The organism is Azoarcus sp. PA01, assembly GCA_001274695.2.
In the GTDB taxonomy this organism is placed as follows: domain Bacteria; phylum Pseudomonadota; class Gammaproteobacteria; order Burkholderiales; family Rhodocyclaceae; genus Aromatoleum.
In genome coordinates this window covers 891,003-904,329 of the sequence record LARU01000002.1, presented here as the reverse complement: position 1 = coordinate 904,329, position 13,327 = coordinate 891,003, and the positions used below count along the sequence as shown (strand labels likewise).

Below are 13,327 nucleotides of genomic sequence, written 5' to 3'. Positions count from 1 at the left end.
CCTAGTGGTGGATACGGTGCAGGTCGGTCGCGCCGCTCGCGGCAATGAAGCGGCGCCACGCCTGGGGATCGGCATCGCCCGGAGGGCACGCCGCGGGCAGGCTGCCATGCCAGGCGTCGAGCGCGAAACGGTGGTGAAACGGATAAGGCAGCGCCAGCGCATGGCGCGCGAGGCGTTCGACCACGCTGCCGGGCTGGTCGCGCAATTCGGGGAACACCTGGAGCAGTCCGGACTCGGGCAGTTGCAGGTAGTGGCGCAGGATGACGGCTCGCTCCCAGGCGTCGCGCACCACGACTTCGGGGCGGGCCGCGCTGGCGTTCTGCTGGGAGTCGCGAATGCGGAACGCGGTCAGCGCCTCGGGCATGACGTGGATGTCGAAGTGCATGCACACGCGGATCCACAGGTCGAGGTCGGGCACCTGGGCGAGGCGCGCGTCGTACAGGCCGACGCGGCGATACACCGCGCGGCGGATCAGCGCGGTGGGGTGGCACAGGGCGTTGCCGTGGTCGAAGAAATGGCGCAACCAGGCATGGCGCGAGCGGTTGCCGGCGTTGAACACGGCGTGGTCCTTGTGCGCGGGATCTTCGAACGGCCGCCCCTGTTCGTCGATGAAGCAGGGCTGGCCGAACACCGCGCCGACACCGGGATGGGCGGCGAGAAAATCGAGCTGGCGGCGCAGCTTGCCGGGCAGGAAGCGGTCGTCCGAGTTCAGCACCGCGATATAGCGCCCGCGCGCGCGCGCGATGGCGTCATTCATCGCGATGCAGGCGCCGCGATTCTGCGCAAAAGCGTTGAGTTCGATGCGGCGCGTCGGGTGCGCTGCGGCGAACGCGGCCACCGCAGCGGCGGTGCCGTCGGACGAGCCGTCGTCGGTGACGAGGATCTCGAGCGCGTCGATGCCCTGGTCGAGCGCGCTTTGCAGTGCTTCGGCGACGAAAGGCGCGTGGTTGTAGCTCGCGACGACGACGCTCACGAGCGGCGCGCCGGCGAGGCGGGCGCGCAGGGTCTGGAAAAATTTCATGACAACGGAAGAGATTTGCCGAGCGAGGCGGACGGGCGGTGCAGCGTCATCCTTGAAACCGCAGTTGTCGTATCGAAAGCCCTTCGACAAGCCTGTCCTGAGCGAAGTCGAAGAGCTCAGGGCGAACGGTGGTGCCACCCCATGGGTGAGGAGGTAAAAATCCGTTCGTCCTGAGCCTGTCGAAGGATGAGCGGATTTTTACCGGCGCAACTGCTGTTTCTAGGGTCATTGGCGCAAGGCGTAGAGGATCGCGTCGCAGATGCGATGCACGTCGTCCGCGGCCAGCGTGCCGTGGAAAGGCAGCGCCAGCACTTCGGTGGCGATCCGGTAGGCCACCGGCAGGTGCCGCGGGCTGGCGGTGGGCAGCTGACGGTAGCAGCTGTAGTCGCTGCACAGCGGGTGGAAGTACTTGCGCGTGACGATGTTGTAGCGCTTCAGGCGGGCATGCAGGGTGTCGCGGTCGCAGCTTGCGGCGACGGCGTCGATGCGCAGCACGAGGTATTGGAGGCTGTCGACGACGCCGGCGGGCATCGCGTGCAGGCGCAGGCCGGGTACGCCCTGCAGGCGTTGTTCGTAGATGCGGCGCACCTCCGCGCGGCGGGCGCGCTCGGCGTCGACGTGGCGCAGCACGACCCGCCCGAGCGCGGCCTGCAGTTCGCTGAGCTTGCCGTTGATGCCGGGCATGACGACCTCGTCTTCGTTCTTGATGCCGAAGTTCTTCAACAGGTCGATGCGTTGCTTGAGGTCGGGGTCGGACACCGCCAAGGCTCCGCCCTCTGCGCTGTGGAAGAGCTTGGTCGCGTGCAGGCTGAACATCGTGGCGTCGCCGAAGGCGGCGATCGGCTTGTCGCCGACGGTGGTGCCGAACGCGTGGGCGGCGTCGTACACCACGCGCAGCCCCTGGCGCCGGGCGATGTCGTCGAGCGCGTGCACGTCGCACGGCACGCCATAGACATGGACGCCGAGGATCGCGCTGGTGCGGTTGCTGACCAGCGCCTCGACGCGCGCCGGATCGATACAAAGCGTATCGGGATCGATGTCGGCGAAGACCGGCGTGATGTTGTTCCAGCTGAGCACGTGCGGCGTCGCCGGGAAGGTGAAGGGCGTGGTGATGACTTCGCCGCTCAGGCGCAGGGCCTGGCAGGCGACGATGAGCGCGATGGTGCCGTTGTTGAACAGGCTCAGCTGCTCCGCGCCGAGGTGGCGGGCGAGCTCGCGCTCGAGCTCGGCATGCTGCCGGCCGCCATTGGTGAGCCAGCCGCTGTCCCATACTTGCTGCAACAGCGCGGTGTACTCCTCGAGCGGAGGCAGCAGCGGCCGGGTCACATAGACCGGCTCGTCGAAAGCTTTGGGCGGGCGCATGGCGGACACTCGAAACGTGGGTTCGGTCAGCGGGCCGGTACGCCGACGACGGTACGCCCGGCGGGCACGGGATGGACGACGACGGCGCCCGCACCGACGACTGCGCCCGCGCCGACCTGCGCCCGCGGCCGGCTTGCCGCGCCGGCGCCGATGTCGGCACCGCTGCCGACGTGGGTGGCGCCGGCGAGATGCACTCCCGGCCCGAGGCTGACGAAGTCGCCGAGCACGACGTCGTGGCTGAGCGTGCACCCCAGGTTGAGACTGGCATGGGCGCCGATCCGCACGTCTGTGTTGAGCAGGCAGCCGGCGAACACCACGCTGCCTTCGCCCGGAACGACATCGTCCGCGAGCCAGGCCCGGGGATGGACGAGGGTGGCGAAGCGCCGGCCGGGCGTTTGCTGGCGCAGGCGGTCGACGAGCGCGCGCCGCGCTTCGGGGACGCCTACCGCGACGACGACGTGCGCATCCGGGTGGCGCGCCAGCCATGTCGCGTCGCCCAGGAAGGGGGCGGGCAGCAGCGGCGCGGGCGGCGGTGCGTGATCGGCGACGAAGCCCAGCAGCTGCCAGGTCTCGCCCTGCGCGCGGTTGATGTCGGCAACGAGCTGCGCGAGTTCGCGCCCCTGGCCGCCGGCCCCGAAGATGACAAGCGGGCGGCCGCGGCCCGCCGTCACTGCGTCGCCTCCTGCGCCGCGAGGCGTTCGGCTGCGCTTTCGAGGATGCGCTGGCGTTGCTCGATCTGCTCGCGCGGGTGGTACAGGCGCCGGGTCAGCGCGGCGCCCGCCTGCGCGACACGCGCCAGGCGCTGCGGGTCGGCAGCGAGTTCACGGACGATGCGCGCGATCTGCGCGGCCAGCGGCTCGGCGGCCTCGCGGTGGTCGAGCAGAAAAAGTTCCTGTCCATCGGCGTAGCCCGGATTCTGCTGCAACGCATCGGTGACCAGCATCGCGACACCGCACAGCGCGGCTTCGACGCAGCAGCCCGTGGGGAAGCCATCGAAATTTCCGGCGTGGAGCAGGCCGGGGCGATTGGGCGACACGATCAGGTCCATGCCGGCATAGAAGCGCTGCAACTCGGCGGTATCGAGACGGCCGTGGTAACGGATGCAGTCGGCGAGGTGCCCGAAGTCGAGCTCATCGGCAGTATAGCCGCCGCCGACGATGTGAAAACGCAGGTCCGGCCGATCCGCCAGCAGGCCGACCGCTTCGATGAACTCCGGGTAACCCTTGTTCGCCGCGAGCGGCATGTAGCGCTCGGCGACGAAGCAGATATCCACGCCCTGTCCGGAGCGGGTCGGGTGCTGGGTGCGCGCGGCGGGCGGCGCGAGGAAGTAGCGCGGGCTGATGACCACGCCGGGAATGAAGTGCAGCGGCGGCAGGTGCAGCCCGTGACGGGCGGCGAAATCCTGCAGGTAATCGGCGGTGACCGGCTGGGTGACGATGACGGCCTGGAGCAACGGGGAGGCGAGCACCCGCTGCAGTTTGCGGTCACTGTCCGGTTCGTGCAGGCCGAAGCCCCCGCCCGGGTACAGGGTCAGGACGAAGGGAAGGCCGCGAGCCTCGAGATCCGGCAGGAAATGAACGGCGTTGTTGAGGAAGTTGAGGTAGGCCAGCTGGCAGCCGGTCAGCCACGACGCGGCGTAAGGGCGGACGCGCGCCGCGTGCTCGGGATACTGCCGGGCATAGCCGGCATGTTCGGCAGCAAAGTCGGCCGCACAGGAGCGCACTTCCAGCCCGGGGAAGGCGGCGAGGTGGGCGTTGTATTCGGCGACGCGAAAGCCGGTTAGCAGGTTGGGGAAGAAGTCGTCGAGGATCACCCAGCGCGGCACGCCGCTTTCCACCGTGGCGGCGATCGGCGGCTCGACGAGGTCGCTGAGGGGGAAGCGCGCGCGCGGCACGACCTCGATCATGGCGATGTCGTCGGCCCAGAGATGGAAAGTGGCGTCGGTGTAGCGTTCGACATCGCCGATGTCGGACACCACGACGGTGAGGGCGTAGGCGCCGTGATGGAGGTGGACCGGGATGGCGAACTCGACTTCGAAGACGTCGCCGGCCTGCCATGGTCGGGCATGGACCTCGGGACGGTCCGCAGTGTGCGCGCCGAGCACGTGCTGATTCTGGCGGTTCTTGAGGTGGAAGGAGACCACCAGCCGGTCGCAGTCGCGCACCACGCCCAGGCGCAGGCGCAGCGCGAGGAGCTGGCCATGGATAGCGCGGACCCGGGTGCCGGTTGCCCCGTCGGCCATCCATTCGTGCGCGAGCAGGCGCACCGCGCCCGAACCGATGTGCCCTTCGGCGACCACGTTCTCCGAGTCCGGTATCACGCCCTGTGAGGCATTGGCCTCGCGGATCCAGTCCTGGTCGTAGGCGCGGGTGATTTCGGCGGTCGGCCCGAGAGCGCGCACTTTGCCGTGCTCGAGCCACAGGCAGCGCTGGCACAGTGCCTTCACCGCGGCGATGTCGTGACTGATGAACAGCAGCGTGAGCCCGTCGTCGAGCATGCGCCGCATCCGGGTCATGCACTTGGCCTGGAACAGGGCATCGCCGACCGCGAGCGCCTCGTCGACGATCAGGATGTCCGGGCTGACATGGATGACCACCGCGAAGGCCAGGCGCACGTACATGCCGCTCGAATAGGTCTTGACCGGCTGGTCGATGAAGTCGCCGATGTCGGCGAAGGCGAGGATGTCGTCCAGCCGGGCGGCGGCCTCTTCGGCAGAAAGTCCGAGGATGGCGGCGTTGATGAGCGCATTCTCGCGGCCGGTGAAATCGGGGTTGAAGCCGGTGCCGAGTTCGAGCAGTGCGGCGATGCGGCCACGTACCTCGACTTCGCCCGCGCTCGGCTGCAAAGTGCCGCACACGAGCTGCAGCAGCGTCGATTTGCCGGCGCCGTTGCGGCCGATGATGCCGAGCGTCTCGCCCGCCGCCAGTTCGAAGCCGACGTCGTGCAAGGCCTGGAACTCGCGGTAGTAGCGTCGGCGGCCGCGCCACAGCGATTGCAGCAGGCGGTGGTGCGGCTTGTCGTAGAGCAGGTAGTGTTTGCTCAGCGCGCGGGCCCGGATGGCGATACCGACCGCTTCAGATGACATCGGCAAACCCGCGGCGGGTACGCTGGAACACCCACCAGCCCGCCCACAGCGCCAGCAAACAGCCTGCCGCATGGATCGCCCAGGGCAGCAGCGATGGCACGCGACCATGAATGAGCAGGTCGCGTGCGCCTTCGAGCGGGACGGTGAGCGGGCTCAGCATCAGCCAGCCCTGGATGGCGGCGGGAGCGCTGGCGAGCGGATAGAACACCGGCGACATGAACAGTAGGACGGTAGCGACAAAGCCGGTGAGCTGGGCGAGGTCGCGCAGGTAGACGGTGAGTGCGGACAAGGCCAGCGCGACGCCGCCAGCAAGAGCGAGCAGCGGCAGCCAGGCCAGCGGCCAGAGTAGCGCGGTGGCGGGGATTCCCTGCCAGACGGCAAGCCCGGCGATGAGCACGAGCGAGCCGATGAGGAACTGCACGAGCGCGCTGCCAACGGTGGTAAACGGCAGCAGTTCGAGCGGGAAGACGACTTTCTTGACATAGCTCGGCTGGGTCAGCACCGCCATGGGCGCGCGGGTGATGGATTCGGCCAGCAGGCCATGGAGCAGCAGACCCGAGAACAGCGACAGCGCAAACGCGGCATTCACCCCTTCCTGCCCAACCGCGCGTACCGGCGTGAACACGTGACCGAAGACGAACAGGTATATGCCGAGCATGGCGCAGGGCAGGACCAGCGACCACATCAGGCCGATGAAGGAGCCCCGGTAACGGCTTGCCAGGTCGCGCAGGACGAGCCGGGCGAGCAGATGCCGGTGGCTCCACAGCGAGGCGAGCAGTTCAGTCGGCGCCGCGGACGGGGCGCCGGCGGCGCGAATCGATGTGGCGCGCATCACAGCAACGAAGGGCGGCCGAGAGCCGGCTGGGCAGCGTCCGCAGGGCCACCGCCCCATTTCTCCCACCCCGCCTGCGCCGCCTTGGCAATGGCTTCGGAGCGGGAAGAAACGTTCAGCGTGCGCAGGATGCCGCGCACGTGCACCTTGACCGTGGCCTCGGCCAGGTCGAGCTGGCGGGAGATTTCCTTGTTGGACATGCCTTTGAACAGCAGCAGGAAGACATCCATCTGGCGGTTGGTAAACGGGGGGGAAGCAGCCGGAGCGCCGACGGGCGCGGCGGGGGCAGGCTCGGCACGCAGCATCTCGGGGGGAATGTAGACGCCGCCGACGATGACGAACTGGATGGCGGGCACCAGCACCTGATTGAGCGTGCTCTTGGGGAGGAAACCCGATGCGCCCCGGTCGATGGCCTGGCGCACGGTGTGACCGTCGTATTCGGCCGACAGCATGATGATCGGCAGGGACGGGCGCTGGGCGAGGATGTTTTCGAGCAGATCGAGGCCGTTGCAGTCGGGCAGCTGGATGTCGAGCAGGATCAGATCGAGATCGGAGTGCTGGTCGAGACACTGCCGGACCGAAGGGACGTCCCAGGCTTCGAGGTAGCTCGCAGCAAGCCCGGAGCGCGCGAGGATCGCCATCAGCCCTTCCCGCACCAGTCCGTGATCGTCGACGATGAGTATTTTCAAGTTATGCCAGGCTGCACGAAAAGTAAGCCGCCGGAGTTTATCATTTCCGGGTCGCGGTGGTCGCATTGAGGGCGTTGAGCGCCTTCAGCGTCTGCGCCAGCAATACCGGACGAACGGGCTTGAACAGGACGCGCGTCCAGGTTTCACGCAGACCCTGCAGGCGCACGTCCTCGGTGTCGCCGGTGACGATCGCGGCGGGAATCGGCGCATCGTGCAGTTTGCGCAAGGCATCGACGAGGCTTACGCCGTCCATCGCGCTGCCGAGGCGGAAATCGGTGACGATGAGGTGCGGGCGCCAGGCGTGGTCGCGGCAGTAGGCCAGGGCGCCGATGCCATCAATATGAGCGCTGACGCTGCAGCCCCACAGCTCGAGCAAGCGCCGGTAGCTTTCACGCACGAGGACGTCGTCCTCGACCAGCAGCACCTCGCAGCCGTTCAGGGAATTGGCTGCCAGACCCTCGCCTTCGACGGCCGGCAAGGCGTTCGGAGCCGGCACGGCGCTGCGCGGCACGGACACCATGAAGGTGGAGCCGCGCCCCGGACTCGACCGCACGCTGATGGGATGGAACAGCAGGCGTGCCAGGCGCTGGACGATGGCCAGGCCCAGTCCGAGCCCTTCGCTGCGGTTGCGCTGCGGATTATGCAGCTGGACGAACTCCTCGAAAATCAGGCGCTGCGAGTCGAGGTCGATGCCCGGGCCGTTGTCGCGCACCTGGATCAGCAGGCTGCCGGCACGGCGGCGCGCGGCGACGAGAACTTGCCCGCCTTCCGCAGTGTAGCGGATGGCATTGGAAACGAAATTGCCGACGATGCGCTCGAGCATCGACGGGTCACTCGTCGTCCACAGGTCGGCACAGGGACGCACCGTCAGCGTGACCTGCCTGCGCTCGGCCAGGCTTTCATAGGTGGTGCGAAGGCGGTCGAACATCTTCTGCACCGAGAAGGTCTCGGGGTGCGGGCTGATGTTGCCGGAGTCGAGCCTGGAAATGTCGAGCAGGGCGTCGAGCAGGTCGCTCATCGCCTGGGCCGCCGCTTCGGCGCGGTCATGCAGTGCCATGCGTGCGGCAGGCTCCTGCTGCTGCCGGAGCACCGCAAGGATCATGCTGATCGCATGCATTGGCTGCCGCAGGTCATGGCTCGCGGCGGCGAGAAAGCGGGTCTTGGCCTGGTTCGCGCGCTCGGCGGCGTCGCGCTGGTCACGCACCGCCTGAGTCGCCTGGCGGACCCGGTACTCGAGTTGGCGGCGGGACTGTTCGAGCTGCTGCGCCATCGCATTGATGTGGCTGCTAAGCCGGTCGAAGGCGGGAACGCCGCGCAGCGGCAGCCGGACACCCGTACTGCCGTCACCGATCTTGAGCGCGGCCTCTTCCAGTTCGGACAGGCGGTTGTCGATGCGCCCGCTGAAACGGCTGACGAGCTTGCCGGTGGCAAGTAGTACCGTGGCAAGCAAGGCGACGACAATGAGGCCGAAGCGCGTTCGCTCGGCGCGAATCGCATCGACGCTCATCACGACGACGCCGTACCCCTGGGTGCGGGACGGCTCGGCGGCGGCAGGCATGTCCTCGATGGCGAGGACGGGGGTGCGCACCGGATGTACATAAGCGAACACGCCGTCGTCATCGAGCATGAACACCTCTTGGCCGTGCCCGAGCGCGTCCCTGACGCGCCCTTCCAGACGCTGCCACCGCTGCGCGGCGGCGCCCGCCGCGCCATCGCGCCTGACCAGCACCTGGCCTTTTCCGTCGAGCAGGACGGCCGCCACCACGGACGCTTCGCTGGCGACGCCCGCGGCAATGCTCTCGAGCGCAATCCGGTTCTGGGCGAACACGGCGTAATCGGCAGCGATCGACATCTGCCGTCCGAGCAGCTGCGCCCGCTCGCGCAGCTGCCCGTCGAGGTCGCTGCCACGCTGATGAATGGCGTAACCGCCCCACGCGACGGCGAAGAAGACGACCGGCGACATCGCAAGCAGCATCAGCCGCGCGTGCAGGTCGCACGTGGACAGTCTGCGGCGCACCCACCGGTACAGCGCCACAAGTCGCCCCGGTTTCATTGCCGCGGCTCCAGTTTCTGCATCGACTCCAGGACTTTCGCATCGTCCGGGATCTGCAGACCCAGGCTGGCGGCGAGGGCGCGATTGACTGCCACCGAGAAGTGGCGCGGATAGATCGGATCCGTCCCGCCATTGGCCGCGAGCAGTTCGCGAATGCGTTGCGCGGCGGTTTTGCCGATCTGGGCAGGGGTGCTGTACACGCTGGCCAGTGCGCCGGCGCGGACATAGGCGGCGGAATAGCCGAAGACCGGCTTGCGATACCTGAAGGAGGTCAGCAGGAGATTCTGCGCCGTCGCGGCATTGACGATGAGCGGATCCGGCAGCGCCAGCAGGGCATCGGCGCTCTGGAGCACGCGCTGCAACGCCGGATAGAGTTCGGTGTCGCGCGTCGCTGCGTGACGGACGAGCGTCAGCCCCTTGTCGCGCGCGAGCCGTTCGAGATCTGCCACCGCATCGGCGGTCGCCGGCCCCTGCACGACACCGATGCGACGCGCGTCGGGCAGCACGGTCCGGATCAGTTCGAGCTGGCGTCCCAGCGGCTGATCGACGAACACCGCCGTCAGCTTCAGGTTGCGCGGCCGGACCTCCTGCAGGCCCAGATAGGCCAGTCGCGGCACCATGACCGCCAGCAGCGGTATTTCATGCCCGGCGGCAAGGTAGGCGCGGGCGGCATCGACCCCGAGGGTGACGACGAGATCGACGCCGCCTGGCAAGGCCGGGGCAGCGAGGTCCTCGTCGGCGGGCAAGGCGTGCTGGGTGAGGTGGACGCCGGTGCCCAGCTCACGCTCCAGCTGCTCGAGCAATTGTGCCTGGGCCGCTTCGCCCGCCTTGCGAATGACGAAAACCTCGTTCGCCAGTGCCGGCAGCGCGGCGCCGAGCACGAGCGCCCCGAGCAATCCCTGCAGCAAGCGAAAGAAGCGCCCCATGTCGCACGGCATCCGGTCAATATTCGATTTCGACACTCAGCCAGGCCCGCTCCGGGTGGTGCTGGAGTTCGCGAAACTCGTAGAACACGCCTATAGGCCGGTTCAGCGCTGCGGTGATGACGGCCTTGCTCCCGCCCAGCACGAAGGCGCGGGCGAGGGACAGGGTCAGCAGGCGTTGCTTTCCGGCCGGAGTCGCCTCACCGAGCCAGCGCATCGGCGCGAGCTCCGAGTAGCTTCCACTCGTGCGCCAGTCGTTGGCGAATTCATGGGACAGCAGCAAGCTGCGGCTTTTCTCCGGGATCGCCTCGACCAATGTGACGTTGCGGCTTACTTCAGGATCGGCAATGTACTGGGACCACACGACCAGGGTCCGGGGCTGCGGGCGCCACTTGAGTTCATATTCGAAGCCGATATTTCGCGCACTGGCGTTGTTGCGCAGGTCATAGGCCACCGTGCCGCGCGGCAGGCCGGCGAGCATTGGCACCCGGTAAAGCTCGCCGGTGATCAGCCGTTCCATCTCTTCATGGAACAGGCGGGCATCGAGCGTCAGCCCCTCGCGCTCCCAGGTTCCGGTGTAGACCAGATCGACACTGCGAATATGCTCCGCCTTCAGCCTCCCCGAAGAGAGGTAGCGCACGTCGATGACACGCCCCCCGTCGCCGATGCGCCAGTCCGCCTTTTGCTCGAGCAGGCTCGGCATGCGGAACGCGGATGAATAGCCGAGCTTGAAGGTGTTGTGTTGATCCGGTTTCCAGTTGAGCGCCACGCGCCCCGCGAACTGCATCGGCACCAGGCGATCGCGCTCGAGCAATCCGCCGACATTGAGCGTCCATTCCGCGCTCGGCCGCCATTCGCTCCCCGCATGCACGCGCCAGGCATCGTTGAGCTGCGCCTTGCGCGTGTTGAAGTGCTGTTGCGATTCGAGCCGGTCGCGGCGGTACTCCGCTCCCCAGGAACCCCGTAGGCGCGGACCGAAATCCTTGAAGTGCTGGTATTCGAGAGAAAGCCGGCCAGAGCGGCGCTGGCCGTCGATTACCAGGGCGCGGCCATCGAGCAGCGGCACGTCGAACCGGTCCTCGCCCCGATCGCTGGTGATGCTGAGGCCCGCCTGCCATTCGTTGCCGACATCGACCGTCTGACGATGGCGAAGCTGGAGGAAGGCCGACGACACCTCCTCGGTTCGCGCCGGATCGGCAACCACGCCTTCGTAACCGATGCCGAGCCGGTTCCGGGTCACGCCGCCCAATAGCGACACCTGCTGTGAAGGCGAGAGCTGGTACTCGCTGCGGAAATCGACATATTCGCTACGATAGGCATCGGCGCGCCCGAGCAGGCCGTCATCGGCGTGCCGCCCGGCGGCAATTCGCCATTGCAGGCCATTGCGGCCCTGCCCCCAGCGGACGTGCCGGTCCGCAATGCCGCCTTCGCCCTGCACCACCTGCGCACGGAAGCCGACGCTCTGGGCCGCGGCACGCGTATGGATATGGATCACGCCGAGAAAGGCGTTGGCACCATAGGAGACCGAGTTGGCTCCCCGATGTATCTCGATGCGTTCGATTTCATCGAGCGGAACATTCAGCGTGCTCCAGTCGACGCCGCCGAAAAGATAGGGAGCATAGACGGAGCGGCCATCCACATACACTTGCATGCGCTGCGAGGCCTGCCCCGAGAGACCATGATAGGCGACGACCGGACGCCCGCCGGACGACAGCCCGACCTGGAAGCCCGGCACCAGTCGAAAGAGTTCGGCCAGGGTTCTGGCGCCGCTGGCGCGAATGAACTGGCGGTCCAAAATCGACACCGCCCCTGCAGCATCGCGCGGATGCTGCGGCAGGCGGGACGACGCATAGACGAGCGGGATCTCGCCGAGGAACTCATCCTCGGAAAACCCCAGAAGGAGCGTTCTGGCCTGCGCTGCGGTCCCTGCGAAAAAAACCAATGCAGCAAGAACGTGAAGGCAGCGGGCCGTGTTCATGCGCGGCGTTCGTTACCGGAAGCAGCGTTTGCGAGAGGATCCGAAAGTGGCAGTACCGGCTCGATGCGTGCCAGGACTTCGACCGGCCACGACGACGCCCACTGGTCAGCCTCCAGGAAGCCGTCGTGCCAACGGATATCGTCCTTGCGCACGCCCCTGGAGTGCGCCGGCAGGCTGTCGAAGTCGCGTGTCTTCCGTTCGATGGCCTGGGCAAGAGTGCGCGGCGACAGCGATTCGAGCGCGGTGATCGAGTCGCAAGTGGCTTCGAGATTCTTGTTCGCGAACCGGTTGGTGATGACCTGCGCGCCGAAGGCGGCCAGTTCCAGCGGCGGATAGCTGGGGTGGGGCGAGACCATCAACGACACCCCGACCGCCGTACGAACCAGCAGGTCGGCATACTGCGAGATGTCGAGCTTGCCGACGCAACTGAGGCTGCAGCCATGCCCGAGGTCGATGTCGGCGAAGGATTCGCCGGCCGACAGGATCGTCCATTCGCGCGCGTGCGGATAGGCCTCGACCCACGCCCGCAAGCCCGCCACCAGCAGTCCGAAAGCATTGCGTTCGACACCAGGGCGGCCGTACACGAGCAGCACGGGCTCCTTGCCGAAGGTATCGAGCCCGGCCCGCACCCGGGCGAGTTCGGGGTTCAGGCGCGGTTCGAGCACGCTGACGGCCGGAAACGCATAGCCTTGCATCGCCATGTAGTCGGCAAGGTAGCGGGAATTGATGATGGCGACGGTCGATTCGGGGCGTCGGTAGGTGGCATCGGCCAGCGCATAGCGGGTCGACCAGGGATAAAAGCCGGGCTCGAAATCCTGGATCAGATAGAGCAGCCGCTGCGGTGGGTGGCCGGGAAAAGTTTGCCGCTGCCAGTCGAGCAAGTCGAAACCGTTGTGGGCGGTCCACCATGCCGTGGCGAGGAAGACATCGTTCGCCCCTACCGCCAGCGTGAGGCCGTAGCGGGCGCCGGCGGTGACGATGTGGTCGAGCGCGGGCGGTGCATCCTGCAGCCCCACCACCGGCCAGTCGCTGTAGTACGCGCCCGCGACACGATCCGCACCGCTGTCGTCGGTGGTGATGATGCGGGCGCAGTCGAAGGCGTCGCGCAACACGCCGAACACCAGCAGCGCGGTCTGGATGCCGCCGAACACATGGCGCGCGGATACGGAGGGCACCAGCAGGTTGAGCCGGCGGACGGCACTGTCGTCGGTACGCGGAATGAGAGGACCGATCTCGGGGATGTCGATGACTGGCGAGCCGGCCGCCATCACGCGCGTCTCGCGGTGGGCGCGGGCAAGGAATTCGGCGGCTCGTCGCACCGGTGGCCAGCGCAGCGCGCGGACAGCCAGTGCAGCCGCAAGATGCGGCAGAGGCTTGGGGTTCA

General features: G+C 67.5%; 10 protein-coding genes. All 10 read right to left on the bottom strand.

The annotated features are described in order from the left end of the window. Position 1 precedes the first annotated feature (1 nt). The 10 genes from PA01_05275 to PA01_05230 all read right to left on the bottom strand — a co-directional run bounded on the left by PA01_05275 (position 2) and on the right by PA01_05230 (position 13,262). On the bottom strand, positions 2–1,021 hold the full coding sequence (locus PA01_05275; GenBank protein KAI5913036.1) for a glycosyltransferase: 1,020 nt from the start codon (positions 1,019–1,021) through the stop codon (positions 2–4). Positions 1,022–1,246: 225 nt separating this feature from the next. Continuing rightward, positions 1,247–2,383, bottom strand: a complete 1,137-nt coding sequence (locus PA01_05270; protein KON81100.1) for a DegT/DnrJ/EryC1/StrS family aminotransferase — start codon at positions 2,381–2,383, stop codon at positions 1,247–1,249. 26 nt (positions 2,384–2,409) lie between these two features. Then, positions 2,410–3,054, bottom strand: a complete 645-nt coding sequence (locus tag PA01_05265) for a NeuD/PglB/VioB family sugar acetyltransferase (protein ID KON81099.1) — start codon at positions 3,052–3,054, stop codon at positions 2,410–2,412. Continuing rightward, a complete protein-coding gene (locus PA01_18570; GenBank protein KAI5913035.1) occupies positions 3,051–5,468 on the bottom strand; it encodes an ATP-binding cassette domain-containing protein in 2,418 nt (805 codons plus the stop codon). The genes PA01_05265 and PA01_18570 overlap by 4 nt, the downstream gene beginning before the upstream one ends. Continuing rightward, positions 5,458–6,300, bottom strand: coding sequence for an ABC transporter permease (locus PA01_05255; GenBank protein ID KON81098.1), 843 nt, complete (start codon positions 6,298–6,300; stop codon positions 5,458–5,460). The genes PA01_18570 and PA01_05255 overlap by 11 nt, the downstream gene beginning before the upstream one ends. After that, positions 6,300–7,055 carry a response regulator transcription factor gene (locus PA01_05250; GenBank protein KON81097.2) on the bottom strand — a complete coding sequence of 252 codons (756 nt, stop codon included), beginning with the start codon at positions 7,053–7,055 and terminating at the stop codon, positions 6,300–6,302. The genes PA01_05255 and PA01_05250 overlap by 1 nt, the downstream gene beginning before the upstream one ends. After that, on the bottom strand, positions 7,030–9,042 hold the full coding sequence (locus PA01_05245) for an ATP-binding protein (protein KON82324.2): 2,013 nt from the start codon (positions 9,040–9,042) through the stop codon (positions 7,030–7,032). Before PA01_05245 ends, PA01_05250 begins: the two co-directional genes overlap by 26 nt. Then, positions 9,039–9,938 (bottom strand): hypothetical protein, encoded by a 900-nt coding sequence (locus tag PA01_05240; GenBank protein ID KAI5913034.1) that lies wholly within the window; start codon positions 9,936–9,938, stop codon positions 9,039–9,041. The genes PA01_05245 and PA01_05240 overlap by 4 nt, the downstream gene beginning before the upstream one ends. A 46-nt stretch (positions 9,939–9,984) precedes the next feature. Further along, on the bottom strand, positions 9,985–11,943 hold the full coding sequence (locus PA01_05235) for a TonB-dependent receptor (GenBank protein ID KON81096.1): 1,959 nt from the start codon (positions 11,941–11,943) through the stop codon (positions 9,985–9,987). Next, positions 11,940–13,262 carry a hypothetical protein gene (locus PA01_05230; GenBank protein KAI5913033.1) on the bottom strand — a complete coding sequence of 441 codons (1,323 nt, stop codon included), beginning with the start codon at positions 13,260–13,262 and terminating at the stop codon, positions 11,940–11,942. Before PA01_05230 ends, PA01_05235 begins: the two co-directional genes overlap by 4 nt. Positions 13,263–13,327: the final 65 nt, after the last annotated feature.